Source organism: Aquicella lusitana (assembly GCF_902459475.1).
Taxonomy (GTDB): Bacteria; Pseudomonadota; Gammaproteobacteria; order DSM-16500; family DSM-16500; genus Aquicella; species Aquicella lusitana.
In genome coordinates this window covers 1625667-1651152 of sequence record NZ_LR699114.1, presented here as the reverse complement: position 1 = coordinate 1651152, position 25486 = coordinate 1625667, and the positions used below count along the sequence as shown (strand labels likewise).

General features: G+C 45.0%; 24 protein-coding genes. 16 read left to right on the top strand and 8 right to left on the bottom strand.

The features are described 5' to 3' along the window. The first annotated feature begins 36 nt into the window (after positions 1-36). The 4 genes from AQUSIP_RS07600 to AQUSIP_RS07585 all read left to right on the top strand — a co-directional run bounded on the left by AQUSIP_RS07600 (position 37) and on the right by AQUSIP_RS07585 (position 2410). On the top strand, positions 37-411 hold the full coding sequence (locus AQUSIP_RS07600) for a hypothetical protein (RefSeq protein ID WP_114833676.1): 375 nt from the start codon (positions 37-39) through the stop codon (positions 409-411). Between the two features lie 147 nt (positions 412-558). After that, positions 559-993 carry a hypothetical protein gene (locus tag AQUSIP_RS07595; RefSeq protein WP_114833675.1) on the top strand — a complete coding sequence of 145 codons (435 nt, stop codon included), beginning with the start codon at positions 559-561 and terminating at the stop codon, positions 991-993. A 21-nt stretch (positions 994-1014) separates the two neighbouring features. Next, entirely contained in the window at positions 1015-1365 is a 351-nt protein-coding gene (locus AQUSIP_RS07590; RefSeq protein WP_114833674.1) for a hypothetical protein, read from the top strand. Between the two features lie 58 nt (positions 1366-1423). Further along, positions 1424-2410 carry a zinc-dependent alcohol dehydrogenase family protein gene (locus tag AQUSIP_RS07585; protein WP_114833673.1) on the top strand — a complete coding sequence of 329 codons (987 nt, stop codon included), beginning with the start codon at positions 1424-1426 and terminating at the stop codon, positions 2408-2410. Here AQUSIP_RS07585 and AQUSIP_RS07580 read toward each other — a convergent pair. From AQUSIP_RS07580 to AQUSIP_RS07570, 3 genes are all read right to left on the bottom strand, one after another. Then, the gene (locus AQUSIP_RS07580) at positions 2394-2858 is read right to left on the bottom strand and encodes an OsmC family protein (protein WP_114833672.1); all 465 of its coding nucleotides are present in this window, start codon (positions 2856-2858) and stop codon (positions 2394-2396) included. The genes AQUSIP_RS07585 and AQUSIP_RS07580 overlap by 17 nt on opposite strands. A gap of 164 nt (positions 2859-3022) precedes the next feature. After that, entirely contained in the window at positions 3023-3217 is a 195-nt protein-coding gene (locus tag AQUSIP_RS07575; RefSeq protein WP_114833671.1) for a hypothetical protein, read from the bottom strand. A 99-nt stretch (positions 3218-3316) separates the two neighbouring features. Further along, entirely contained in the window at positions 3317-4108 is a 792-nt protein-coding gene (locus AQUSIP_RS07570; protein ID WP_114833670.1) for an inositol monophosphatase family protein, read from the bottom strand. Positions 4109-4282: 174 nt separating this feature from the next. On the opposite strand from AQUSIP_RS07570, the gene trmJ reads away from it, so the two are divergent. Both trmJ and AQUSIP_RS07560 read left to right on the top strand, forming a co-directional pair. Continuing rightward, positions 4283-5005, top strand: coding sequence for a tRNA (cytosine(32)/uridine(32)-2'-O)-methyltransferase TrmJ (gene trmJ / locus AQUSIP_RS07565; RefSeq protein ID WP_114833669.1), 723 nt, complete (start codon positions 4283-4285; stop codon positions 5003-5005). 66 nt (positions 5006-5071) lie between these two features. Further along, the gene (locus AQUSIP_RS07560; RefSeq protein WP_114833668.1) at positions 5072-6976 is read left to right on the top strand and encodes a hypothetical protein; all 1905 of its coding nucleotides are present in this window, start codon (positions 5072-5074) and stop codon (positions 6974-6976) included. A 48-nt stretch (positions 6977-7024) separates the two neighbouring features. Here AQUSIP_RS07560 and AQUSIP_RS07555 read toward each other — a convergent pair whose 3' ends face one another. Next, positions 7025-8926, bottom strand: a complete 1902-nt coding sequence (locus AQUSIP_RS07555; protein ID WP_114833667.1) for a hypothetical protein — start codon at positions 8924-8926, stop codon at positions 7025-7027. Positions 8927-8981: 55 nt separating this feature from the next. Here AQUSIP_RS07555 and AQUSIP_RS07550 point away from each other — a divergent pair, with 55 nt between their 5' ends. The 5 genes from AQUSIP_RS07550 (at position 8982) to AQUSIP_RS07530 (ending at position 14427) form a co-directional block, all read left to right on the top strand. After that, positions 8982-10478: an NAD(P)/FAD-dependent oxidoreductase gene (locus tag AQUSIP_RS07550; protein WP_197737843.1), complete on the top strand. Its 1497-nt coding sequence runs from the start codon at positions 8982-8984 to the stop codon at positions 10476-10478. 83 nt (positions 10479-10561) lie between these two features. Beyond that, the gene (locus tag AQUSIP_RS07545; protein WP_114833666.1) at positions 10562-11299 is read left to right on the top strand and encodes an acetoacetate decarboxylase; all 738 of its coding nucleotides are present in this window, start codon (positions 10562-10564) and stop codon (positions 11297-11299) included. A 232-nt stretch (positions 11300-11531) separates the two neighbouring features. Then, positions 11532-12389, top strand: coding sequence for a hypothetical protein (locus tag AQUSIP_RS07540; protein ID WP_114833665.1), 858 nt, complete (start codon positions 11532-11534; stop codon positions 12387-12389). Positions 12390-12475: 86 nt separating this feature from the next. Beyond that, on the top strand, positions 12476-13291 hold the full coding sequence (locus AQUSIP_RS07535; protein WP_114833664.1) for a hypothetical protein: 816 nt from the start codon (positions 12476-12478) through the stop codon (positions 13289-13291). A gap of 2 nt (positions 13292-13293) precedes the next feature. Beyond that, a complete protein-coding gene (locus AQUSIP_RS07530) occupies positions 13294-14427 on the top strand; it encodes an aminotransferase class V-fold PLP-dependent enzyme (protein ID WP_114833663.1) in 1134 nt (377 codons plus the stop codon). A gap of 35 nt (positions 14428-14462) precedes the next feature. Here AQUSIP_RS07530 and AQUSIP_RS07525 read toward each other — a convergent pair whose 3' ends face one another. Continuing rightward, positions 14463-15956, bottom strand: a complete 1494-nt coding sequence (locus AQUSIP_RS07525) for a glycosyltransferase family 39 protein (protein ID WP_114833662.1) — start codon at positions 15954-15956, stop codon at positions 14463-14465. Positions 15957-16082: 126 nt separating this feature from the next. On the opposite strand from AQUSIP_RS07525, the gene AQUSIP_RS07520 reads away from it, so the two are divergent. The 4 genes from AQUSIP_RS07520 to AQUSIP_RS07505 are packed head-to-tail and all read left to right on the top strand — an operon-like array spanning position 16083 to position 18939. Next, positions 16083-16535 carry an aminoacyl-tRNA deacylase gene (locus AQUSIP_RS07520; RefSeq protein ID WP_114833661.1) on the top strand — a complete coding sequence of 151 codons (453 nt, stop codon included), beginning with the start codon at positions 16083-16085 and terminating at the stop codon, positions 16533-16535. 9 nt (positions 16536-16544) lie between these two features. Then, positions 16545-16958, top strand: a complete 414-nt coding sequence (locus AQUSIP_RS07515; RefSeq protein ID WP_114833660.1) for an archease — start codon at positions 16545-16547, stop codon at positions 16956-16958. Between the two features lie 18 nt (positions 16959-16976). Next, on the top strand, positions 16977-18398 hold the full coding sequence (locus tag AQUSIP_RS07510; protein ID WP_114833659.1) for an RtcB family protein: 1422 nt from the start codon (positions 16977-16979) through the stop codon (positions 18396-18398). A gap of 16 nt (positions 18399-18414) precedes the next feature. Continuing rightward, complete coding sequence (locus AQUSIP_RS07505; protein ID WP_114833658.1) at positions 18415-18939, top strand: tetratricopeptide repeat protein; 525 nt, start codon at positions 18415-18417, stop codon at positions 18937-18939. Positions 18940-18952: 13 nt separating this feature from the next. Here AQUSIP_RS07505 and AQUSIP_RS07500 read toward each other — a convergent pair whose 3' ends face one another. Next, positions 18953-19885, bottom strand: coding sequence for a cation diffusion facilitator family transporter (locus tag AQUSIP_RS07500; protein WP_114833657.1), 933 nt, complete (start codon positions 19883-19885; stop codon positions 18953-18955). Positions 19886-20053: 168 nt separating this feature from the next. On the opposite strand from AQUSIP_RS07500, the gene AQUSIP_RS07495 reads away from it, so the two are divergent. Beyond that, positions 20054-21109 (top strand): hypothetical protein, encoded by a 1056-nt coding sequence (locus AQUSIP_RS07495; protein WP_114833656.1) that lies wholly within the window; start codon positions 20054-20056, stop codon positions 21107-21109. Here AQUSIP_RS07495 and AQUSIP_RS07490 read toward each other — a convergent pair. Further along, entirely contained in the window at positions 21106-22278 is a 1173-nt protein-coding gene (locus AQUSIP_RS07490) for a cation:proton antiporter domain-containing protein (RefSeq protein ID WP_114833655.1), read from the bottom strand. The genes AQUSIP_RS07495 and AQUSIP_RS07490 overlap by 4 nt on opposite strands. Further along, positions 22278-25427 (bottom strand): bifunctional proline dehydrogenase/L-glutamate gamma-semialdehyde dehydrogenase PutA, encoded by a 3150-nt coding sequence (gene putA, locus AQUSIP_RS07485; protein WP_114833654.1) that lies wholly within the window; start codon positions 25425-25427, stop codon positions 22278-22280. The genes AQUSIP_RS07490 and putA overlap by 1 nt, the downstream gene beginning before the upstream one ends. Positions 25428-25486: the final 59 nt, after the last annotated feature.

The window sequence follows — 25486 nt, the reverse complement described above, 5'->3', positions numbered from 1 at the left end:
CAGTTATAACGATCAGGATAAAAAAACGGGGAAATTATGTTTCATCAGCAAAGTAAACCAATTATGACAAACAATGATTTGCTTGATGCTTTGGCAAATCTTGATTTAAACAAAGACAAGGAGTTGATAAAAATTGCGGATTTCCTTGCCCGGTTCTTTACTGTAACAGTGAATTTCCGCGGTCAGCAGAAACTTGTAGCGAATTTAAGGAAGGAACCCTGCGATCAACTTGGGGAGTTGCTTAAGGGACAGACTAAACAAATCCAAGCGCTATTAACTATTTTAAGCCTGTCCACTGTGCAGGACCGTCTTGCAGAGTCTTTCAATATAAAAGTAAATGCACAGCTTGAATTTGCAAGCTTTATCTCGAGTATCAATACGAATCAGCAGGCAAACAAGTTCCGCTCGTAAAGCCAGGTTGGAGGGTAATCCATTGTAGGAAAAGGGTACTTGCCAGCTAATCATCTGCACGTATAATCAGGATCCTTAACAGCAGCCCAATCCAATTGTCATTGGATTGGGCTTATAGTATGCAAGGATTATTAACGAGGACAAATCATGAAGAAGTTTTCTCTCAGCGCAACGGTCGCTATCAGTTTGGTTTCCACATCGATTGCCTTTGCTGGTCCAACGGATCAGAGCGGTTATTACAGCCAGCAATTTCCTATTACTGAGGCAGTGCGCACTGTGGCTAAAACTACATCGCCGGCAACAGACATTATTGTTAATAATTATACGTCAGCAAACATTGTTGTGGATGTGCCCAATACACCTATTAAGGATTTGGTCTATCCTAATAAAAGTGACCATGTGTTCAATAATACGGTTACTGCAGATACTTTCATTTTAATTCGTGATCCGTTCCAGAAAGGGATTTTCCCGGTTGTCGGGTATGATCCAATGACAGGTTATGCCTGCCATCATGCAGTGATTGACGTATATGGTTCGTCAGGATCTTATAGCGTATATGTGAATACGCGAAGTTGTAATTAATGTTTTGCTGAGGACGCTAAAATGAAATATCTTGCGAAAGTCATCATGCTGTTATCAGGCGCCTGGTCATTGACTGGCTGCGTTGCAGAAGAAAGCTATTCATCCAATTATTATTACAGCAGCAATCAGCATCCTGCGGCCTATCACAGTGATATGTATTCGGGATACAATCGCGACTACCATCACCGTCGTCATCATACAGATAGCAGTGGCTATTATAGTTCCCAAACGCCCAGCCATGGCAACGATATGCATTCCACGGCGCTAAACCCTGCTTCATCTTCTTCCAGCACGGGTTATTCCAGCAGCAGCTCATCCACTCCTCAGGCGCAGAGTGGCGCATCAGGTGCTTATTATTCGAGTGGGCAATAAACAGGACGGGACAAACTGAGTTAAACTAAATACAGAGATCCATGGAAGGGAAAAGCCCATGCGTGCCATGCTGATGGAACACCCAAAGCGGCCACTGCGATATACCCATGTTGCCACACCCGTGCCGGATGAAAACCAGCTGCTAATCAAGGTCCATGCATGCGGAATATGTCGTACAGACCTTCATATTATGGATGGTGAGTTGGCGTATCCCAAACTTCCGTTAATTCCGGGTCATCAAATTGTAGGTACCGTTGCTGAAAAAGGTAAAAATGTTACGGCGTTTTCCCTGGGGCAGCGAGTCGGTGTGCCATGGCTGGGCAATAGTTGCGGACATTGCACCTATTGCCTTGCAGGCAAAGAAAATCTGTGTGACCGTGCTGAATTCACCGGTTATCAGATAGACGGAGGACTCGCTGACTATTGTCTCGCTTACCCCCGTTTCTGTTTTCCCGTGCCTGAGCATTATCCAGATAACCAGGCCGCTCCCTTGCTGTGCGCGGGCTTGATTGGTTATCGTTCGCTGGGAAAAGCTGGCGATGCGAGACGACTCGGCATTTATGGCTTTGGTGCGGCGGCGCATATTCTTACCCAAGTTGCACGTTTTCAGGGCAGAGAAGTTTATGCTTTTACACGTGAAGGGGACACGCGCGGCCAGCAGTTCGCGCGTGAATTGGGCGCAGTATGGGCGGGCGATTCTACTCAATCACCACCGGAGCCGCTGGATGCTGCCATTATTTTTGCACCTGCGGGCGAGCTTGTTCCCATCGCGCTTAGGGCGGTGGCAAAAGGCGGGATAGTGGTGTGCGGCGGAATTCATATGAGCGATATTCCTTCTTTCCCTTATGATATTTTATGGGGCGAAAGGATGGTCTGCTCGGTAGCGAATCTAACACGTCACGATGGTGAAGCTTTTTTGTCGATTGCGCCCGCTATTCCCATCGAAACCGAAGTTCATACTTACGGATTGGAACAGGCGAACGAAGCGCTCGCCGATTTACGTAGCGGGCGCTTTCCAGGAGCCTATGTTATTCAGCTGCTGTAACGTGTTCTGATTGTACTGTGATTTTGGATTTGACAGAGTTGGAAATAAAGCAATTGTCATGTGCTTTTTTAAACAATTCTTCCAGCACGGCAGGTTCCGGGGTTTTATTCTCAAAAAAATGGATGCGGGGTTTAATGATTACTTCAGTCATGGCCATTTTTCCTTCTGCATTTTTGGCGAGTACCCCTACTGTTTCTGCATCGTACTCATCAATAGTTAATCCTTTCATGGCGGCCCAATAGAGGAAAGTCAGCATAAAGCAGCTCGAAATGGAGGCGGTGAACAATTCTTCAGGATTAGGCAGGTCTGCTTTACCTAAAAATTCCGGAGCACTGCTTCCTTCAATGGAAAGACCGCCACCAAAAGAAATCTGATGGGTGCGGTCATAGGATTTGACGTTGAAAGAGGCTTCATTGCGTTTCCAGTTAATGCGGGCGATATATTGCATAAATAATCCTTTTTATTTCGACTTACGATATTTGCGCAAACGCGGGTTGTTTCGTACATTGAACAGCGTTTACCTTTCTTGTTATCCCATGTACTTCGTACTTCCCTGCACGGGAATAACAGGGGAGCGCAACAGCAACACTATACGAAGGATTCCGTTACGGATCAATCAGGAGGAGCCTTGCGAAAACTTTTGACGACTTTACCCGTTTTGTTATCAACAATTTCACCACTGAAATTGCCGAACTTTCCTTGGGCTTTCATTAACATCCAGGTATAAAGCTCGTCGGCGTCGTTTCCGCTTTCGTGCGCGACTTCGTCTTCGTCAAAATATATTTTGGCAGTATAGCGAAAGGCCATTTTAGCTCTCCTGGGCATAGAAGGGACCGTTTACATCTATATGCTTATTATATTCCAAAGCCACAATAAGGAATTTAAGTGAACACGATCAAGGGGTTGTCATGCCTCTAACTGGGGCCGGATCATTTTGAGCAATTGCCGCATAATCGCAGGATTTGCTGTCACAATATTGCCTGTTTTTAGATAATCCTCGCCGCCATGGGGGTCGCAAACCATGCCGCCAGCTTCCTTAACAAGGAGAAGCCCTGCAGCAATGTCCCATAGATGAAGGCCGAATTCCCAAAAGCCATCTAATCGCCCACAAGCGACATAAGCGAGATCCAGGGTAGCGGCTCCTGCACGCCGGATATCCCCGCAGGCGGGCAGGAGCTGTTGCAGGATGTTGCCCGGCACAGGATTGTCAATATTTTGATGGCGGTAGGCAAATCCTGTCCCCAGGAGGCTTTCAGAGAGACGCTTACGTGTGCTAACGCGAATGCGTCGTTCGTTTAACTGAGCGCCTTTGCCACGGGTCGCGGTAAAGAGTTCCTGGCGAATTGGATCATAAATGACACCATGTTCAATTTTGTTTTTATGGGTCACAGCGATGGAAACAGCAAAATGCGGAAATCCATGGATGAAATTACGGGTGCCATCCAGAGGGTCAATAATCCATTGATAATCATCGCCTTTTTGTTCGCCGCTTTCTTCGCCAAGAATGCCATGCGAAGGGTAGGCCTTTTTGATGATGGTGATAATTTCCTGCTCAACGCGCTGGTCAATTTCAGTCACGTAATCATTGGGTTGTTTTTCGGCTACCTTAATAATGTTCAGGCGTGGAATGGCCCTGACAATCGTGTTGCCGGCAGCCCGGGCTGCTTCAATAGCAATATTGATAATGGGATCTCGCATAATGTGTAAAGAGCGTCTGTTTTTTAGTTATGGAAATGCGACCATGATAAAACGAATAGAATAGGGATGCCAGCGATAATTGGTGATGCTCCCCGCTTTCTGCTCGCTTTTCCTGCCTTTTTTGCATAGGATGTGCTATCCATTTTTTGCAAAAAGTGATATTCGATAGACGTTATGTTAGACCGTATTCGTATTGTTTTAGTCAATACCTCACACCCTGGCAACATTGGTTCTGCGGCAAGGGCCATGAAGACGATGGGCTTGCATGAGTTGTACCTGGTCTCGCCTGAACTCTTCCCGCATCCAAAGGCCAATGAAATGGCATCGGGGGCGACGGACGTGCTGGAAAAGGCGATCGTAACAGCAAGTCTTGATGATGCGATCGCTGATTGCACGTTGGTAGTGGGGACCAGTGCGCGGGCGCGAACGATTCCCTGGCCTTTGCTGACGCCACGAGAAATGGCTGAAAAAATCAAGCATGAAGCAGCGGGCAGCCAGATTGCCATTGTATTCGGTCGTGAACAGTCGGGTCTTAGCAATGAAGAGTTACAACGCTGCCATTTGCATATCCAGATACCTGCCAATCCTGAATACAGTTCGCTCAACCTTGCTGCCGCCGTGCAAATTGTCGCATATGAAGTAAGAATGGCGACAGGCCTGCATGAAACAGCCTTTGAAGAAAGCTGGGACTATCGACTGGCAACAGCAGATGAAATGGAAAAATTTTTCGACCATTTACAAACAGTGCTGATTGAGATTGATTTTCTGAAAATGAATGCGCCACGCAAGTTAATGACACGCCTGCGCCGTCTTTTTTTACGCACACGTCCTGATATCATGGAAATGAACATGTTGCGGGGTATACTGACTGCGATACAGGAATCAAGAAAAAAGTAAGACCATTCCACCAGGAAAAAACTAGCTAGTGATGTGGATTACGTCAGAGTATAAGGAAATCTTCAAATGCACCACAGCCGCATGACAAATACTTCATCTTTTTTTTTATACAGTGTCTTGTTGGTCAGTGCGGGATACCTTATCTTTGAATATTTTTTTATCCCGTATGCGGCGCTCTCTGCGGACGAATTTGTATTTGCTCGTCATATTTATGAATATACCTTCAATTTGCCGTATCGTGATTTTCCACCATACAAGACTGTTCTTGGCTATTACCTGCTCTCTCTCCCCCTGTTTTTTTTCCACAGCCTGTTGCAGCCGCTCTTTTATATCAAAGGTGAAATTGCACTGATCAACGCCGGGTTTATTATCCTATGCAGCCTCTGGGCAACACGGTTTTTTGACCGTAAAGCAGTGCTCTTTGCGTTGCTTGCCGTGTTGGCAAATCACACGTTCCTGATTTATTCAGCCGACTTGCGTGTTGATATGCTTACGAGCTGGCTGTGTCTCCTCATGGCGCTTTGCGTGCTTAATCACTATTTTCGTTTGGGCGGTATTCTGTTCGGCATCGCTTTTCTGGTGTCGCAAAAGGCTTTGTGGTATCTCGTTGCAATCGATGGCGCCATGCTTATCTGCTGGTTATGCAATCGTTCTTCCTCTTTCTCTTTGCGTACGCTGCTGATTTTCAATGTGACCGCCGTCATGCCTATTGCCCTGTATGTCCTTGGCTGGTCATTGATCGTGGGCCCATCAGAGGTGCTCTACAGCCTGTTTTATGAGGCTTATATTCAGGCCGGCATTGACTGGTTTATTCACATTTATCTCATGTGCTGGGAGATCGCGCTCAAACGCGGGCCACTGTTATTTTTATTATGGCCGCTCGCGTTTATCTGTCTGTTTGAAAAATCCGCGGAGCCTTCTCAACTTGATCGTCGCCTCTTTCTTGTCAGCTTTGCCTCCATTGCCTTAATTTTATTTATCAATTACAAGCAGCCGTTTCCCTATAATTTTGTATTGACCGTGCCTGCTTTCTTTTTGCTTTACGCAGAATTTATGACGTGGTTTTTCATGCAAAAAAAGGTTGCGAGTGGGGATCCGGCGAGATCGACATTGTCTTTGTATTTTATATATCTCATGGCATTTTATATATTCTGGATCAGTGTAATCATCATTCTATTTGCATTAAATCCCATCAATTATCTTATCGCGCTTGTTCCTTTGCTGATGAGTATTCTTTTATTTCTTGAGAAGAAAACCATACGGCTAAGCTGTTTTTATGCCATCACAACCATCATGATCGCCGTGGGTATTGTATATCCTTTCTATCGCTCGCTAGTTACGAGTATTCATTTGAATGGAAATTATCAAAAAAAAATGATTTATTTGACAGCTAGCCTGCTGGAAAAAAATGAGGATTATGTCGGCGGCGTTCCGTTTCTTTACCAAAAGGATCAACCCATCGAGGGATTGAAAAATCTGATTGGACCTGCGCTGGATTATTTATATGATCCCACAAAGCAGCTCGAACCGCTGCTTTTACCTTCGCTTTACCTTGTGCCTACGACGGTTAAAAAAGTGATTGATGATTTTGAAAGAAAACCCGTCAAAGTTGTCATCAATAATTATCGTATACTGACTCTGCCGTCGGAATTGTCAGAGTATATACATAAACATTACCAGCACTTCTATGGTAGCCTTTATCTATACGCGCCAGAAATTACACCCGATCAATTAACTTTTCATCTTAAATTCACAGGGCGTTATCGTATCGAAAGCGCGGCGAAAAAACCGATTATAATTGATGGTAAAAGAAGGCATCCAGGACAGACGATTCAACTGAAAGAGGGCGATCATCTGACGGATGCAGCCCGTTCCTATCGCTTGCAACTGGTTCCGGAAGTAGCGCGTCCAGTAGATCCGATAGGCAATAAAGACAACTGGCTTCGTATGATTCGGGCCATTCTTTCCTGAGGAATGATTTATTAAATAGTCATGCAGGCAACAGAACCGAGTGTGCAGCTAAGTACTTCCCAGCATTTCGCGCGCGTAGTATTGATACTTCGGGTCTAGTTGGAGTTTGTGTTCAGGAAGATATTTTAGCCGATATGCTCGATCACTTCGGGTTGAATGTTGACCCGCGGTCAATGCGATTTTATCGCCGGGCTGATAGCGCTTATTATCGATATAAACCTTTGCCGCACGCGGTCCCGTTAACTGATAAGTTCCTGCAAATTTGAGCAAAAAAGCGTTATCTGAGGCCGGTACAAGCGGTGCGTAAAGAAAAATGCTTCCCCAAAAATGTTGATACTGAGAAAAAAGATAGCGTTGTATCGCAGCGGGCAGCGCTTCAATCCGGTTATTATTGATATAAAATTTCACGGGTTTTGTTTTTAAGTCATGCAGTATTTGCTCTGGCGTTCTTGGCGTTAAATAAAGTGAAGGAATGAGGATAGGTAAAAGATCAGGAGAAGGATGATAAAGATAATCGATCGCAGGCCCAATTAGATTCATTAGGCCGGGAATGGCTTGGTTCTTTTGATAAAGCAGAGGCGAGCCTGCAAAATAATCGCCACCGTCTACCAGCAAATCGCTCGCGACTTCAATATTCCTTTTTTGATAACCGCCATAAAGGGAATGCGTGAGGGCGCTTATGCTCGTCGCCATCAGTGGGTAGACAATACCTGCAAACAAAACAGGAATGAGAATGAGTGAGGGATAGAAGGTGCTGTGCTGCCGTCGATAAATCAAGAGACCCAGACTCACTGGAATAAGCAATGTCTGGAAGTAAGCGCTGGGCAACCCCATTGCTATCATGACGCTCACCGTCAGTATGCAGTAGACAGAAATGAACCAGAAGAGCTGACGTTTGCTGAGAAATGATGTGAAAGCGGAAGGATGTCTGAACAGCATAAACAACCAAGAAAAAAAATCAGCGTACAATACAAAAAAAACAGGGATACAAAATACCATATTGTAAGGAAACGCTTGTTGATAGCTTAAAATCAATATCATCATCACGGTTGAATAGAAAGCAATAAATAAACGTCTTTTATATATGGTTTCGTCATCCGTGCGCACGCATAAGCTCAACCAGGTTAATGGCCAAAGCAGAATAAAAAGCGAACCACTCGATAGAATCACCTGCCAGCATTCATAATAAATCTGACGATACCAGGTGATTTTAGATTGCGTATAACCTTCGTAAAAAACACTTTGCAATACAGACGAGAGACTTGAGTAGTGTGCCCAGCCTAGCACATAGGCGAGCACAGGCAGGATGATCGCCAGATTAAATTTGACCATGCGCCAACAAGTCTCTCTGTAACGGCTGGCGCTTATCCAGTAAAGAATAAAAGCGGCATTCGTCGCGGCAAAAAACCATAAAGCTTTTTGTGAAACCAAAAACGCTATTGCCATCATGACGCCAGCCATGATGGTACGATTGGATAAAATTAGTAACAAGGAGATCAGTCCAAGCCAGCTGGACAACATGTCAACTCGAAGCTGAGCGGAATGAATCATAAAAAATTGACTGGCGCAGAGAATAATCAATGTTAAGAAAACGGCTTGGGGCTGAAAAAAACGCATGAGCCACCGCGTGGTAATCAGTATAAAAAACACATTGATCAGCGCGATTTCGTATTTGATGTAATAGAGCGGCGCAAAGGCGGACGTTGAAAAATACAGAGGGATGCTTAACAGGTAATAACCCAGCACGGGCTTGTAAGGTAAAAAGTCCCGGTAAGGAAGGTGGTGAACATACTGATAAACGTGATGGCCGAACCAGAATTCATCACGTAGTAACCCGGCATGCGATATATAAAAAAACTCGAATCCAATATACAGCAGGACAAGACCGACAGTGCAAAGGAGATAGCCTTTTTCAGTATCAAGACTGAAATTCTTATAGGGAAAAGCCATAAAATTGTGATAGCTTAGGATAGTAAAATTTATATGTTACATGGATTTGATCAGTATGCAATCAGAAGTCGTGATTATCGGCGCCGGCCCTGCAGGATTAACAGCCGGATATCTGCTTAGCAAGGAAAACCGCTCTGTGACTATTCTGGAAGCGGATCCGGTATACGTCGGTGGCATTGCCAAGACCGCTACTTACAAGGGTTATTGTTTTGATATCGGCGGGCATCGTTTTTTTTCCAAGGCACAGGAAGTGGAAGCCTTATGGACTGAAATATTGCCGCATGGCATGCTGGAGCGGCCACGTTCTTCACGCATTTTTTATCGCAAGCAGTTTTTTTCCTATCCGTTGAAAGCGTTTGAAGCCCTGCGCAAGCTGGGGTTGGTGGAGTCATGTCGCTGCGTTTTGTCTTATGCCAAAGCGCGGCTTATACCAATTAAACAGCCAGTCAGTTTTGCTGATTGGGTTACCAATCATTTTGGGGAGCGTCTTTTTAGTATTTTTTTTAAAACATATACTGAAAAAGTCTGGGGCATGTCTTGCAATGCGATTTCTGCCGACTGGGCAGCGCAGCGTATCAAAGGATTATCATTGTCTTCGGCTGTAGTCAGTGCGCTCATTCCCAAAAGATGGTCAAGGCGCAACAGTAAAGAAACAATCAAGACATTGATTGATACTTTTCGTTATCCGCGCAAAGGCCCGGGGATGTTATGGGAAGCATGTGCAGAAAAAATAAAACAACAGGGGGGTAAGGTATTATTGGGAAGTGAAGTCTACCGTTGTGAATACAATGCAGATGAAAATAAATGGCACGTGCATTATCGCGATAACGCTGGCAATAGCGCAAAAGTCATCGCAAGTCATGTCATTTCATCCGCACCGTTGCGTGATCTAGTGACGCAGTACCTTTCGCCATCGCTTTCATCTGGCGCTTTATCGGCAGCAAACGAACTGAAATATCGTGACTTTTTAATTGTCGTACTGATTCTAAAAGACAGGCAACAATTTACTGATAACTGGATTTATGTACACGATTCGCAGGTTGATGTGGCGCGTATTCAAAATTTTAAATCTTGGTCGCCGGATATGGTGCCTGAAAAAGATATGTGCTGTTACGGTATGGAATACTTTTGTTTTGATGGCGACAATGTCTGGACATCCTCGGATGATGCATTAATTCAGAAAGCCAAGCGGGAAATTGTGCAACTAGGCCTCGCCACGCTGGATGATATTGTTGATGGCTGTGTGGTCAGGCAAACAAAGGCCTATCCGGTTTATGACAATTATTATCAAACACATGTGGAAGTAATTCGCCGTGAATTAGATGAAAAATTTCCTTCCCTGCATTTAATCGGCCGTAACGGCATGCATAAATACAATAATCAGGATCACTCCATGATGACGGCCATGCTGACTGTCAAAAATATTCTAGCGGGTCAACGTCGTTTCGATACCTGGTGTGTGAACCAGGATGCAGAATATATTGAATCAGGTACAGCAGGTGAAAAAGACTTGGCCTATGGATTACGGAGCGTGCCTGAACGTCTGAGCTAGAGCATGATTACCTTCGCAGCTAAAAACGGGTAATGCTCCCATGATATACTATTTTTTTATTGGCCTAAGGAAGGGTTATTACTATGAAAAAGGATCAAGTACTTAAAAATGCATTTGCCATGCCTTTGTATCGCCCTTCTTATCCGCGCGGCCCCTATCGCTTTATCAACCGGGAATTTTTCATTGTCACTTATGAAACGGATATGGATGTTCTTAAGGAAGTCGTTCCCGAACCGCTTCAAGTGACGGAGCCGGTTGTCAAATTTGAATTTATTTTAATGCCGGATTCAACCGGCTTTGGCAGTTATGTGGAATCTGGTCAAGTGATTCCCGTGAAGTTCAAAAACAAAGTGGGCAATTATACCCATGCCATGTATCTGAACGATGATTCGCCCATCGCTGGCGGTAGGGAGATATGGGGATTTCCCAAGAAGCTCGCGGATCCCAATCTGCAGGTGGTGAAAGAAACCTTATTGGGCACACTCGATTATGAGGGATGCCGGATTGCAACAGCTACAATGGGTTACAAACATCAGGAGCTCGATAAGAAGAAAATTTTTAAAGCATTTATGTCACCCGGCTATCTGCTCAAAATTATTCCGCATGTAAATGGCAAGCCCCGGATCTGTGAGCTGGTTGAATATGTTTATGAAGATCTTAAAATCAAGGGCGCCTGGTCGGGGCCTGCAGAAATCAGCTTGTTTGCGCATGCGCTGGCTCCGGTTTCCGAGCTGCCCGTGCGAAAAGTTATCTCCGCTGTCCATGTGGTGAGCGACCTCATTTTGCCGTATGGCCGCGTTGTTTATGATTATATGAAATAAATTAGACTCTCTGCTGGACGTTGGCCATTTTTACAAATGCTCAATAAGCTGCCATCCTGAGCGAAGGATGACAGTCTTGTGAACGCTTTTCAGTGAAAGCGGTTTATCAGTATCTAATTGATTAATAAAATAAAATATTTCCAATAATCAGCTATTTAATACTTCCTTAACGTAAATGAGTTATATTTTCAGCCATTCCATTCTAATTAGAATATTCAAGGGCTATGAATCCATGAAATCCAGAGAGTTATTTTTAAAGTATTCCAAGGTATTGTTCGGTTCTTCCATGACTACCTATTTGACTTTATTTGCACCTTCGCACCTGGCAAAGAAACACACAGTAAGTTCTGCGAATGATGATACAAAACAAGACCAGGACAAAAAGGGTTTGGCAGTTGTTTATACCTGGCTGCCTGATAAAGAACGTCAGCAAATAGGCCACCAGGCTGTGCTTATCAAGGGCGGCCAGAATGATCAACCTTTTTATATTAGCTTTTACCCTGCAGAGCCGGCAACAAAATATGTAAATTTTCTACCATTTAAATTTCTGTCATTAGGCGGCCATTTTTCCTGTGGCATGCATGAAGATATTGAAAATGAGGGAAGAAAGCCGGATATGGTAACGGTTGTACCTCATCTTCATTATGACGAAATGAAAAAGCTTCATGATCAGATGCACGAAGATGTGAAAGACCATAAGCATGGGTACCAGTTTTTCCCCAATGTGCCACGTATTCATAATCTGATTGCTTATGCCAATCACTATCATCCTAGTGTTTCACCTTTTGCGCATGAACCGATCAGTGAAATACCGCTGGATCATGATCATCCAAAAGTTCCCGCAGTAAAAAAAGATAACTGTACGTCAGTTATTCGCCGATTGTTGGAAGCGGGTGGTTATCCAAAAGAAGGGTTTCCCAATTTGCTGCCCTGGGGCAATTCACCGATAGGGCAACACTTGTCATTAGAATACATTGGGGCCAAAAAGATAAATGAAACAGAAAAAGAAGCGCTCATTGAAGAAGCACTGAAGGCGGAACACAAATCAGGAACTCACCCTCATCACAATCGAAAACCTGTGTTGGGTTAAAAAAACTTGTGTTATAGCGGTCGATCAGCTATAGCTTGTATGAATAGATGTACTACGTTAATGAGAAGAGTACAGGAGGACAGACAATGTTGAATCGCAGATCGACCTTTCCCGCTTTCTTTCCAGCTTTCTTTAGTAGCCAAGTTTCATCCGGTCAGCAAACAAACTCCTCTTCCCAGCAGCAGACTGAAGCGAAAGATAAAATCGTTTGGGTCTTTATCTGGAAAATGCAAGTCGATTCAGTGGGCCATGCAGCCATTCAAATAGGCGGAGATCAGCCAAAGTACACGGAAAATGATCCAGGCAATTATATGAGTATCTGGCCGAAATGGCTGCCTTCCATCGGTCCCACAAAGATTTTTCCATTGAAATCTGTTTTCGCGAATAAATTAACTGAAGATCAGGAAGCACAGTCAGTAAGACATCAGACAAGTGCGCAATTTGAAGTCCTTGCTCAAGATATCATTTACAAACAGGCGCCTGATTTCGTTTATAAATTAAAAGATTTGGATGTCGATGCAATGCAGAAAGAAGCGCAAAAAATCAAGGAAGGCGTCAAACAGCACAAGGTTTGCTATCAATTATTTCCAAATATCAGCCTGTACGCCTGGACTCGCAATCTCAGTCCTCATTCGGTAGGCATCATTGCCGAGAACCCTTTTTCAGGGTCGGTAAATAAACAGTTAAGCAAAAAAATCAGTAAGATCGATCGTTCTCTGCCAGAAATTTATAATTGCACTTCGTTAGTGAAACATTTTGTCGAAATAGGCGGCGGCATTTTTTCTCGACCAAGATTTAGAACACCATGGGAAATAACGCCGGATAAATTAGCGAGTGAATTAGAAAAAATGAATGCAGAAAAAGTGGAAATTTCAAAACCAACGAATACATTCAAATTCTGATAATGCTTTTAAAACCTGTTTACCTAGATTATGCGGCGACAACGCCGCTTGATCCCCGTGCTGCGGAATGTATGCAAGCCTGTTTGACCCTGGATGGTTTGTTTGGCAATCCGGCATCACAACATGCATTCGGCCAAGCTGCCAGAGAAGTGGTTGAAGGCGCACGAGCAAAAGTGGCTGCTTTACTCAATGCGGCACCCGAAGAAATTATCTGGACGTCAGGCGCAACCGAAGCAAACAATCTTGCCTTAAAAGGCGCAGCTTATTTGTATCAGCGCAGAGGCAAGCATATTGTTACCATGAAAACGGAACACAAAGCGGTGCTTGATCCTTGTCAGCACCTGGAGAAGGAAGGTTATCAAGTCACTTACCTGAAACCCACGCCAAAGGGTCTGCTCGATCTTGACGAATTCGCAGCAGCGCTGCGTGATGATACTGTGTTGGTTTCCATCATGCATGTGAACAATGAAACAGGCGTCATACAGGATGTGGACGCTATTGCCCGTATCACTTCTCAGCGGGGAATTCTTTTTCATGTTGACGCTGCACAAAGCGCAGGAAAAATCAGCATTGACCTGAGTAAAACGCCCATTGATTTATTATCGCTCAGCGCTCACAAGGTATATGGTCCCAAAGGCGTGGGCGCGCTCTATTTACGTAAAAAGCCGCGTGTGCGTGTTCTTCCTTTGATTCATGGCGGCGGTCAGGAACAGGGCATGCGCTCCGGTACACTCGCCACACACCAGATTGCAGGAATGGGGGAAGCATTTCATCTTGCAGCGCAGGAAATGCAACGGGATACATTGGCGATTAAAAGCTTGCGTGATCATTTTTTATCCGGCTTGCAGTACATTACGAACCTTAGAATTAATGGGGACGTCAATCACACTGTCCCGCATATTTTAAGTCTTCGCTTCGAAGGTATGCTTGCTGATGCGATTCTGGCGAAGCTGCCTGACATTGCCGTATCGACGGCGTCAGCTTGCCAGGGCAAGGGCACCGAAGGCTCATATGTTTTACGCGCAATGGAACTAAGCGAAGACCAGGCAAAAAGCTCAGTGCGTTTTTCATTTGGTCGATTCACTTCCCAAGAGGATATTGATACGGCTTTGCAGGCGATTCGCGCGGTGTTTTAACGACCCATTAGTTTTAGGAGAAATTTTAGGCTATATCAGCGTGATTCGGCAGGCGGTAAAATGGCAACGCCAATCTTGATGGGAGACAAGTCGTAGCGATTTCGCAGCCAGGAAAAAGTCATTATCTGGTTTTCTAACAATTGTGGAAATTGCTTGCGCACACTGTCTTGGAGTGTCTCGCCAGCTGAAATTTCCCACACAAATACTGCCCCCTGTTTTTTCATGTCCGCTATGTTGATCCATGGCGCGCGTTTCTTGTTCCATTCGATAAATACAGCAGGATGGTCTGAAGAATAAAAACCGATATTTCCACCCACCCATCGCGATCCGCCTACATAAGCAAGCGGAGTGTGATATTTTTCACGCCATGCGTTGGTAACGGTCTCTGCGATTTCACGTCCTGGAAAATTGGCGCTGGAGGGATCGGGAGAATCAATCAATGAAAGACTGTATGCACTCAGCATGGCGCCAATCATGATAAAAATAGCAGCAATAAAACGGTAGAATTTGCTTTTGGTGAGGTGGGGTTGAAGCATTGCTACGAGGATAACTCCCCCAAGCGACCATAAAGGCATACCCCAGCCTGCACGTAATCGAATGCCGAAGAGTAAAGCGAGTAAAATGGTCAATAAAAAAGGGCCCAGGCCAATATAAAATAAAAAAGCCTTATCAAACGAAGTCAGTTCAGTTTTTTCTTGCGCCAGAATGGGCTTTTTACCCATCAGCAATAATGCGAAAAGGGCAAGAACAGGCAAAAGCACCTGACCTTGTTGCCAGGTAAATTGCAGAGGAAAAAAGAAATGATTTGTCCATGAGGGCGGGCTGCTGGTACGTTGAAAAACATAGGTGACAGTAATGAAGTCATGAAAGAATAACCATACAAGATGCGGCAAAATAACAATTAAAAAGGTAACCAGACCCACATAAGGCGCTGGCGTGATTAACTGTTTGCGATTTTCAGCGCGTAAAAAGAGAAACAACGTCATGCTAGCCAGCAGAACAGCGGTATAGTATTTTGCCATAAAGGCAAGGCCAGCCAAGAGACCAGTGAGAAACCAGGCTCGATAATGATTTGAAGACCGCAAGGCTTTATAAAAAAAATAAATAGACAGTCCCCATAATCCCAACTCCAGTGTATTGTCATTGAAATCGATGGCGTGGAAGTTATAGTACTGTGCCCCTTCCAGCAGCATGACGGAAATAAGTGCATAAGCGGGATGCAACATGTTTTTTGCTACCCGCCATATCGCCCAAAAACAGACGACAACAGAAATTTGACTGAAAAGATAAATCATCCATCCGGAAGGACCGCCCAGAAAACCCGCAAGCGCGGTTAACCAGCCATTCAGAAACGGATTTTTATCATAGCCCCATTGCAGCTGGTGGCCCCAGGTTGTTCCCTCAATGGCGTCGAGCGGGAGATTATAACGAACCAGGGCAGGGACAAGCGTCCAGCCTATCAGGTGAATTGAGATAAAAAGAAACAGCCAGCGCTCGGCATGTAAGTGTTTGTTTAATTTATATTCCATTGCGAATTGTTCATTTGTTACGCGAGCTGCAATTTACAACAAGTGTGGTTAAAAGGCAATGATCCTTCTGCTGGCTAACGGGGCTATAATACTAATGTTAAGATGAGTAATGAAAAGGAGATCGCCATGCCTGTTAAAAAGCTTAAAGAATTCCTTGATAGTCACCATGTTAAATATATTACGCTCGGCCATTCGCCCGCTTTTACGTCTCAGGAAATCGCCGCGGCAGCCCATGTTTCAGGCAAACAACTTGCTAAGACCGTGATTGTTAAAGTAGATGGCCAGTTTGCCATGGTGGTCATCCCGGCAAATGACCAGGTTAATTTTGCTAAACTGCGCGAGGACTTAGGCTCGACAGCGGAGCTTGCTTCCGAATCGGAATTTAAAGATAAGTTTCCGGGGTGTGAAGTAGGTGCAATGCCGCCGTTTGGAAATCTATATGACATGCCGGTGTATGTTTCTAGCCAGTTAAGCCAACAAGATCATATTCTGTTTAATGCCGGATCACATTCCGAACTGATCCAGCTTGGCTATCATGATTTTGAACGCCTGGTTAAGCCCAAAGCTGTTGCGCTCTAGGCGATAGGAATGACAGACGAAGAAAATTATTTTGAGCATGATGCGGATATCGGTATTATCGGCCGTGGTGAAACGGTTGAAGCCTGTTTTGTCAATGCAGCAAAGTCGATGTTCTCGCTGATGGCGAATTTGTCTCAGATCCATTCGCAGCAAACCATCACATTTGAATTTGAAGAAGAAGATCTTGAACTGGCTTTTGTAACATGGCTGAATCAGTTGATCGCAAGAGCACAGGAGCACAATCTTATCTTGAGTGATTTTCACTTAAAGCAGGAAGGCAAATACTGGCAAGGCACGGCGTCGGGCGAAAAATGGAATGAAAATATAGAACGCGGTATTGAGGTGAAAGGTGCCACGCTAACCATGTTATCGGTAAAAAAAAGAGACCATCAATGGGAAGCAAGATGTGTAGTAGATGTCTAAAGAGGTGACTAAAACTATATGGATATGACCGATATTAAACCGCTTGATCCTTATCGCTGGACCATTACCTCTACTCCAAAGCCGGTTATTTTATATGGGAATAAAGCCTTAATTGAGGAAATGGATGAGAAGGTACGCGAACAAATTGTCAATGTGACAAAACTGCCGGGCCTTGTGGGTGCGGCGATGACCATGCCGGATGCGCACTGGGGTTACGGCTTTCCTATTGGGGGAGTGGCGGCATTTGATCCGGATGAAGGCGGTATTATTTCAGCGGGCGGTGTAGGATTTGATATTTCCTGCGGCGTGCGTTGTTTGCGCACCAATGTTTTCATCAACGATGTGTCTGGACATTTACTGCAAATTGTCGATGCATTATTTAATACTGTTCCTGCGGGTGTGGGTTCCGAAGGAGAAATTCGTCTCTCTATGACGGAAATTAACAAGGTAATGACTGGGGGTGCAGAGTGGGCGTTACGTAAAGGTTACGGTGTGCGTGAAGATCTCAATTATGTTGAAGAAAAAGGCTGTATGGCAGACGCAGAACCTGACAATGTTTCTGATCAGGCAAAAAAACGCCAGCTCGGCGAGATGGGAACGCTGGGTTCAGGCAATCATTACTTGGAAGTAGAAGTCGTCGAAAAAATTTATGATGCAGAGGCAGCACGAGCATTTGGCATCAGTGAAGGACAAATCATTATTGCCATTCATTGCGGTTCAAGAGGATTGGGACATCAGATTGGATCCGATTATCTTGTGGCATTGGCCAAGGCAGCCGGTCGGTTGGGTATTCATTTACCCGATCGCGAATTGGCGTGTGCCCCCATTCTTTCTGAAGAAGGCCAACGATACATTGGCGCAATGCGTGCGGGGATTAATTGTGCGCTCGCTAACCGGCAAATTATCACGCATCTGACCCGAGAAGCCATGTCATCCATCATTCCCGATATTCACATCGAAACGTTGTATGATGTTTCGCATAATACGTGCAAACAGGAAAAGCATCGCGTCGATAATAAGGAGCGTGAATTGTTCGTACACCGTAAGGGTGCCACCCGGGCATTACCGCCTGGACATATGTTATTGCCCGAACGGTATAAACAAACAGGTCAACCTGTATTTATTGGCGGCAGCATGGGCACAGGCTCTTATTTGTTGGCGGGCAATCCCGTGGAACAAAATCAGGCTTTTTCTTCCGCAAGTCATGGTGCTGGTCGAAAAATGAGTCGCCATCAGGCGCTAAAACAATGGCATGGCAGGCAGCTTATCGATGAACTCGAGCGGCAGAAAATTTATATACGCTCAAAAACGATGCGTGGCGTGGCAGAAGAAGCGCCTGGTGCTTATAAAGATGTTGATGAGGTTGCTGAAGCGACTGAAAAAGGTGGCCTGGCTCGGCGTGTTGCGTTTTTAAGGCCCCTTGCGTGTATAAAAGGATAATAAAATAGCTATCCATATGATTGAAGATTTTGCGCAACTTATCAAGCAAGCGGCGGCAGGGGATGAAGCATCAGTCCATCGCCTGCTTGAGCATTTTCGTGCCCAAGCAATCTCAGTGGAAGAACAGGAACAGCTGCAGCTTTATTTAAAGCATGCCGCGCGTCAGGATCATCATGCTATTTATTTGCAAGGCATATTGTATGAACACGGTTATGGCGTTGCGCAGGACAATGATATGGCTTTTCTGTTAATGCGTGAAGCCGCAGGTAAGGGAAATGCCAAAGCCACCTATGAAGTTGGCCGCCATTATTTGCAGGGGATAGGCGTTAGCCAGCATTATGAAAGCGCATTTCAGTGGCTGAGTCGGGCAGCAGGCTCGCCGCATTATGTGCCGGAGGCAATGTATGATTTGGCTCGCCTCTATGAAAATGGCTGGGGTGTTGCGCCTGATGCTAATGAAGCCAGAGTGTGGTATGAGAAAGCTGCCAGCAAAGGTCACGAAGCTGCAAAAAAGGCACTGGCTGCAATAAAATCAAAGTAAAAAATGCTATGTTTCAACATTTTTCACGGCGAAGACAGGGATCATCATCACTGCCGGATTCAACTTGTAGCGTAACGTGATTGACCCGGAATTTGTCATGCAACTCATGGTTTATTTTTTTATAATCGGCATCAGTTAATGGTTTTTCGGGCATCACAAGATGTGCAGTGAGCGCGACTTCTTTGGTGCTTAATCCCCAGATATGAAAATCATGTACGGCTTTTACACCCGGCAAATGATTGAGATAGTCTTTAACACCTGCGTAATCTATATAGTGGGGGATCGCATCCAGGATGAGGCTGACCGAATCGCGTAATAATCCCCATGTGCCCCAAAGCACAATACCCACGATGATGAGACCCAGTACAGGATCAATCCATAAAATGCCTGTATATTTAATCAATACTGCACCTATTACAACGCCAACCAGAATGAGCGCATCAGCAACCAGATGTAAAAAAGCCCCTTTAATATTGATATCATCACGTGCACCGCGCATAAAAAGCAGTGAACAGCCGGCATTCACGAAAACACCAATGATACCGATAACAATGACGATATCTTCGTTTACATCGGTTAAATAAATCAGCTTGAAGACAGATTCGTAGGCGATTAGTGCCGATGTGGCAACCAGAATAAACGCATTGGCAAGCGCTGCGATGATGGTCGTGCGTTTGAATCCGTAGCTGTAACGTTTGCGGGCTGGAATCGAAAGCAGCCAGTTCGCAATCCAGGCAAGAACAAGCCCCAGCACGTCGCCAAGATTATGTACGGCATCCGCCAGCAAGCTCATGGAGTTTGCCATAAACGCATAAATGACTTCAGCAAGAATGTAGGCTGAAGTGATGGCAATGGCGATCGCAAATGCTTTGTTTAACGAATGCGGTGCTTCATGTGTATGATGATGGCCGGTGTTGCCTTGATGTGAATGCGAATGAATGCCCATATGTTTCTCATTTTTAACGGTTGGCTACGTGCTTGGCTTTGAACTTATACATTAAGTTTAGATTAATTTTAGACTGGTATTATAACGTTAAATCAAAATAAGATGTAGCGTACAAAGAGTAAGTTAAAAATCTTATAACTATTTGTTAAAAATCAGGTTTATACGAATATGCTAGCTTCAGGCCGATCCTATCAACCCAGTTTCATCACTCCGGTTATGTCAAATGAACAGCCTTATGTGGAGGAGCATAATCAATCCAATCCCCGTATGGATGAAAAAATCCCCCTGGTCCCGCGTAACAAATCATCGGGTTGGCCGTTATTGCAGGTTGGTATGCTGACAATGACGAGTGAAAATGCTTATACACCCGTGCTGGGCGGCGGTAAATGTCATTATATTTCATTTGGTCATTATTTTCTGGCGCTGCTGTTGAATACCGTCTACGCCAAGAAAACAGTGATGTGCTTAGAAGATAGTATCCAAAAGCAAATTGAAAGACAAAGTGGTAAATTTTCTATCGCTGTCAAAGGCTTTATAACGATTAGGGGTTCATCCTCTGGATACGGCCGTCAGTATGAAGTCATGGCAGACGAAGAATTGAAAGATGGACTGGGCAATATTAACAAGATCCTATACAAGCTGGGAAAACACGCTGCCCCTTCTATTTTATTTATGACAGATAGTTTTAATCCTGCAGATGATTCTCTATATACGGCTGCGCAGATTCGAGAGGCAATCAATCCGAAGCTCGCCGTTTTTCATAATGGCCAGGTATTTGCTGATCTTGAGCAAGTGTTAGTGCTGGCGGGTGTTGATGATGAGGTGATGGCCTTTTTCAGATTTTTATTTCAGGTTAAACGTTTTAATGAACATAAACAGAGAGATGTCTATTCTCATAAGCGTAAAAGCGAACCAGTTGAAATAAATGATGAGATTGCAGCTAAACCACAAAAAAATTTTTCTGATGATAATAACAACAATGCATACGTCAATGTCATCAAAAATGATGTCAAAACACCGACCGGGCTTGAAGACAATGTCATACTTAATGAAAACAGAACTCAACTAGCAGCCATGAATTTTCCTTTTTGGCAATCACAGCCACCTGCAGATATAGATAGTCACCTGTCTCAGAACAGTGCTTTTGAAGGTGAAAGCAAAGATTCAGAAAGTGACTTGTCTAAAGAAGGCGAACAGGATTCAGAATATTTTAAAGCATCCTAATCTCGTCGCAGTTTGTCGGTTGAGGCTAGCGGCGTTGGATAGCGCATGACGGTCCAGTAGCAGGAAACAATGAACGTAATAATAATGGCCGCCTCCACCATATAAGTGCTCGCTGGCGATAATAATTTTGTTTCGAGCGCCATATAAATCACGAGCAAGGAAAATTCACTCATTTGTCCTAATCGAACACCAATTTCCCAACTGACTGATTTGACTTCACCCGAGCGGCTGAGCAGCCAGTTAAAGACCACTGGTTTTAGCAGCAAGATAATGGCTGCGAGTGTTAAAGCAGGCACAATGACAGTTGAAAAATAATCAAAGTTAAACCCGGCGCCAATGGTAAAAAAGAAAATCACCAGAAAAAAATCCCGCAGGGGTTTTAAGCTTTCAGCGATATAAAATGAGATCGGATTGGAGGCAAGTGCAACGCCTGCAACGAATGCGCCGATTTCCTCTGATAACCCAAAAGAGCGGCTTAGCTGCGCCATGCAAAGGCACCAGCCGATTGAGAGAATAAAAATGTATTCATGAATTTTGTCAAAACGTTCCAGCAGCCTCGCCAGGATATAGCGCTGGAAAACATAAGCGACGAGTAATAAAACCGGAAAAGCGCTGATGACCAGCATTACATGGTTGTATGAAACGGAACGGCTCGCTGCGATCTCCATGCCTAATAGGACGGCAATAGCGATAATGTCTTGTAACAGCAGGATACTGATGACTAACTCACCTGTATGTTGATGATGCAGGATTGTCGTAGGTAGTAGTTTAATACCAATAATGGTACTCGAAAACATTGCAGCGATACCTACGAGGGCGCTTTCTTCAAAAGTATAACCGTATAAATGACTGGTAAGAAAACCCAGAATAAAAAAGATAAACGAGCTTGTCAGGGTAATGAGACTCATTTTCCGTAAGGAATGAAAAAGATTTTGCGGCTGCAAATGCAGTCCCAGCAAAAACAGCAGGAAGATGATACCAATATCACCTGCCTGTCGGTTTATACCTGCGTTATCAATCAGTTTAAGGCCCCAGGGACCAAGAATGGCCCCTAGTGCAATATAGGCAACCAGCAGCGATTGGCGCGTGAATAACGCGATCGTTGATAAAATGGCAGTACCTGTGAAAATGAGAAATATGACATAGGTAACTGGGTGTGCTTGTGCCATTAATCTTCCTCGAGTAGTGATATTAAACGTGCATTACCGCCTACTGCAGTCGTATTCGTGGAGACGGTGTGCTCAACACAAAGACGCGGCAAATAATGCGGGCCGCCTGCCTTTGGGCCTGTACCGGATAATCGTTCACCGCCGAATGGCTGTACACCTACCACTGCGCCAATCATGTTGCGATTGACATAAATATTGCCAACCGGCATCCGATTTTGGATGTATTGTACCGTTGCTTCAATGCGGCTGTGAATCCCTAATGTTAATCCATACCCGGTGCGGATGATAGCATCCATTACTTTATCCAGATCGCGTGCCTGATAGCGGATAACATGTAGAATCGGGCCGAAAACTTCTCGCTCGAGCAAACCGAGATGTTCAATCTCAAATACACAAGGAGCGAAATAATGACCTGAAGGAGACTCGCGCATAGGGACTTGTGCGATAAGCTTGGCTTCATGGCTCATTTTGGCAAAATGATTTTTCAGCATCTGCAGTGCATCGTTATCGATGACAGGACCAATATCTGTAGCAAGCAGGCGGGGATCGCCGATGGTCAATTCTTCCATATAGCCTTTTAACATTGCGAGCAATCGCGGGGCAATTTCTTCTTGCACAAACAGGACGCGCAAGGCTGAACAACGTTGGCCTGCGCTGTTAAATGCAGATTGAGCGATATCTATCACCGTTTGCTCCGGCAAAGCGGAGGAGTCGACAATCATAGCATTCTGGCCGCCGGTCTCTGCGATGAAAAGCGCAATGGGTCCGGTCCTGTTTGCCAGCGACTGTTCAATTCGCTTCGCTGTTTCAGTTGAACCAGTAAAAATGACACCCGCGATGCGAGGATCACTGACCAATTTGGCACCGACCACACTGCCTGGTCCGATAAGCAGCTGCAAGACAGGTTTAGGAATACCTGCCTGATGCAGGATTTCTATTGTCTTGAATGCGATGAGCGGGGTCTGTTCAGCAGGTTTGGCAATTACAGGGTTGCCTGCAGCCAGTGCAGCCACAATTTGCCCTGTAAAAATGGCAATGGGAAAATTCCAGGGGCTGATGCATGCAATGACCCCACGCGGATGCAGCGAAAGCTGGTTGGACTCACCCGTTGGGCCAGGCAATGGCATGGGCATCAGATCATGTCGTGCCCGGTAAGCATAATAACGACAGTAATCAATGGCCTCACGGACTTCTGACAGGCAATCTTGTATGCATCGTCCGCCTTCCTGAGTAACGATCGCCATTAAAGCAGGCATTTCCTGCTGAAAAATTTCGGCTGCGCGTTCTAAAATCGCCGCCCGTTCAGTAACGGGTGTGGTAGCCCAATCCCATGCTGCATTTACGGCGGTTTGAAGCGCTTCTTCAATCAGAGTCTCATCAGCCTTGCTAGCATAACCAATTACTTGCTCGATATGACTGGGCGAGACAACCGGGTGAGGGTTTTTATCAATATAAACTTTACCGTTTACAATGGAGCCTGCGGTCCATGTTTCTTTTGCAGCGGTTTCCATTGCTTTTTTAAGCTGAGCGAGTTGCAGTGTATTGGAGAGATCGATGCCGCTGGAATTGAGCCATTCACCATAAATGGCTTGAGGCAGCGGAATTTTGGGATGCCGTTTATTCTCTAGGCCCACAATATAAGCGACCGGATCAGCAATAATTTTTTCCATGGGAATGCTTTCATCGGCCAGACGATTGACAAACGAACTATTCGCGCCATTTTCAAGCAGACGGCGAACCAGATAGCCTAATAAATCTTTATGCGTGCCAACGGGTGCGTAGATGCGGCAGGGAAGATTGAATTTGGTTTTATCCACGATCTGATCATATAAAGGCCGGCCCATGCCATGCAGGCACTGGAACTCAAATTCAGCCTTATTATATTGCTGCGCTATTTCCATAATGGCCGCAACGGAATAGGCATTGTGCGTGCCAAACTGGGGGTAAAAACACTGGGGTTGTGAAAGCAGCTGTTTTGCGCAGGCAAGATAAGATACATCGGTTGAATTTTTACGTGTAAAAACCGGATAATTGTTGAAGCCCTGGACCTGGCTCATCTTGATTTCTGCATCCCAATAAGCTCCTTTGACTAAGCGCAGCATAATGCGCTTACCGTGCCGTTTAGCGAGATCCGCCAGCCAGTCAATGACGAAGGAGGCGCGTTTCTGATAGGCTTGTACGACAATACCCAAACCTGTCCAACCGTCGAGCGAAGCATCGGTATAAACCATTTCAAAAATATCCAGCATGAGATCGAGCCTGTCTGCTTCTTCTGCATCAATGGTTAAACCAATGTTATATTGTTTAGCTTGCTGGGCGAGTGCGAGCAGCAGCGGTGGGACTTCCTTTAGTACGCGTTCGCGTTGTGTGTATTCAAAGCGGGGTGAAAGCGCAGAAAGCTTAACCGAAATGCCAGGATTCGTTATCGGGCTATCTTGATGGGCAACCTTCCCGATAGCGGCAATGGCTTGTTCGTAAGCCGTATAATAATGCGACGCATCCTCTGCTGTTCGCGCTGCTTCGCCCAGCATGTCATAAGAGAAACGGTAGCCCATGTCTTCTATTTTTTGAGCGCGCTTCAAAGCGGAATCGATGTCTTGTCCCATGACAAACTGCGTGCCAATGGTTTTCATCATCTGGAGAATGAAAGGCCGTATTACCGCCACACCCAGGCGACTGACGGCGCGCTTTAACGAGCCCATCAGGTTTTTCTGACTTTTAAGCGTGGGTGCGAAAACCTTTCCGGTAAAGACCAATGACCAAGTGGCTGCATTAATGAAAAGGGGATTCTCTGTGCTGAGATGCGATTTCCACTCAGCCGTTGAAATTTTATCGCTGATGAATTTATCCATGGTTGCTTTGTCTGGAATACGTAACAACGCTTCCGCAAGGCACATGAGGGCAATACCTTCTTCGGTGGAAAGATCGTATTGATGAAGCAGTGTATCAATTTTACTCTGCTTCTTTTTGTATTCCCGCGTTTCAATAACAAGCTGCCTTGCAGTCGCTGCAACCTGATCTAAACTCTCTTTGGAAAGGGCGGCCTCTGGAAGCAGTCGGTTAAGGCATTCCGTTTCATCCATTCTATAAGCTTTTGTGATAGTATCTCGCAGAGGATTGGATTGGGGTAAAGGTGTGGTCGTTAACATAGTCTTCCCGATATTGTTTTAATGATTTATCAAATTGTTACCGCTCAGAAGCGGAGCGG

Excerpts from the sequence above, each read along its gene's own strand:
- AQUSIP_RS07600 (WP_114833676.1), top strand. The coding sequence starts at position 37 with ATGTTTCATCAGCAAAGTAAACCAATTATGACAAACAATGATTTGCTT.
- AQUSIP_RS07595 (WP_114833675.1), top strand. The coding sequence starts at position 559 with ATGAAGAAGTTTTCTCTCAGCGCAACGGTCGCTATCAGTTTGGTTTCC.
- AQUSIP_RS07590 (WP_114833674.1), top strand. The coding sequence starts at position 1,015 with ATGAAATATCTTGCGAAAGTCATCATGCTGTTATCAGGCGCCTGGTCA.
- AQUSIP_RS07585 (WP_114833673.1), top strand. The coding sequence starts at position 1,424 with ATGCGTGCCATGCTGATGGAACACCCAAAGCGGCCACTGCGATATACC.
- AQUSIP_RS07580 (WP_114833672.1), bottom strand. The coding sequence starts at position 2,858 with ATGCAATATATCGCCCGCATTAACTGGAAACGCAATGAAGCCTCTTTC.
- AQUSIP_RS07575 (WP_114833671.1), bottom strand. The coding sequence starts at position 3,217 with ATGGCCTTTCGCTATACTGCCAAAATATATTTTGACGAAGACGAAGTC.
- AQUSIP_RS07570 (WP_114833670.1), bottom strand. The coding sequence starts at position 4,108 with ATGCGAGATCCCATTATCAATATTGCTATTGAAGCAGCCCGGGCTGCC.
- trmJ (WP_114833669.1), top strand. The coding sequence starts at position 4,283 with ATGTTAGACCGTATTCGTATTGTTTTAGTCAATACCTCACACCCTGGC.
- AQUSIP_RS07560 (WP_114833668.1), top strand. The coding sequence starts at position 5,072 with ATGCACCACAGCCGCATGACAAATACTTCATCTTTTTTTTTATACAGT.
- AQUSIP_RS07555 (WP_114833667.1), bottom strand. The coding sequence starts at position 8,926 with ATGGCTTTTCCCTATAAGAATTTCAGTCTTGATACTGAAAAAGGCTAT.
- AQUSIP_RS07550 (WP_197737843.1), top strand. The coding sequence starts at position 8,982 with ATGCAATCAGAAGTCGTGATTATCGGCGCCGGCCCTGCAGGATTAACA.
- AQUSIP_RS07545 (WP_114833666.1), top strand. The coding sequence starts at position 10,562 with ATGAAAAAGGATCAAGTACTTAAAAATGCATTTGCCATGCCTTTGTAT.
- AQUSIP_RS07540 (WP_114833665.1), top strand. The coding sequence starts at position 11,532 with ATGAAATCCAGAGAGTTATTTTTAAAGTATTCCAAGGTATTGTTCGGT.
- AQUSIP_RS07535 (WP_114833664.1), top strand. The coding sequence starts at position 12,476 with ATGTTGAATCGCAGATCGACCTTTCCCGCTTTCTTTCCAGCTTTCTTT.
- AQUSIP_RS07530 (WP_114833663.1), top strand. The coding sequence starts at position 13,294 with ATGCTTTTAAAACCTGTTTACCTAGATTATGCGGCGACAACGCCGCTT.
- AQUSIP_RS07525 (WP_114833662.1), bottom strand. The coding sequence starts at position 15,956 with ATGGAATATAAATTAAACAAACACTTACATGCCGAGCGCTGGCTGTTT.
- AQUSIP_RS07520 (WP_114833661.1), top strand. The coding sequence starts at position 16,083 with ATGCCTGTTAAAAAGCTTAAAGAATTCCTTGATAGTCACCATGTTAAA.
- AQUSIP_RS07515 (WP_114833660.1), top strand. The coding sequence starts at position 16,545 with ATGACAGACGAAGAAAATTATTTTGAGCATGATGCGGATATCGGTATT.
- AQUSIP_RS07510 (WP_114833659.1), top strand. The coding sequence starts at position 16,977 with ATGGATATGACCGATATTAAACCGCTTGATCCTTATCGCTGGACCATT.
- AQUSIP_RS07505 (WP_114833658.1), top strand. The coding sequence starts at position 18,415 with ATGATTGAAGATTTTGCGCAACTTATCAAGCAAGCGGCGGCAGGGGAT.
- AQUSIP_RS07500 (WP_114833657.1), bottom strand. The coding sequence starts at position 19,885 with ATGGGCATTCATTCGCATTCACATCAAGGCAACACCGGCCATCATCAT.
- AQUSIP_RS07495 (WP_114833656.1), top strand. The coding sequence starts at position 20,054 with ATGCTAGCTTCAGGCCGATCCTATCAACCCAGTTTCATCACTCCGGTT.
- AQUSIP_RS07490 (WP_114833655.1), bottom strand. The coding sequence starts at position 22,278 with ATGGCACAAGCACACCCAGTTACCTATGTCATATTTCTCATTTTCACA.
- putA (WP_114833654.1), bottom strand. The coding sequence starts at position 25,427 with ATGTTAACGACCACACCTTTACCCCAATCCAATCCTCTGCGAGATACT.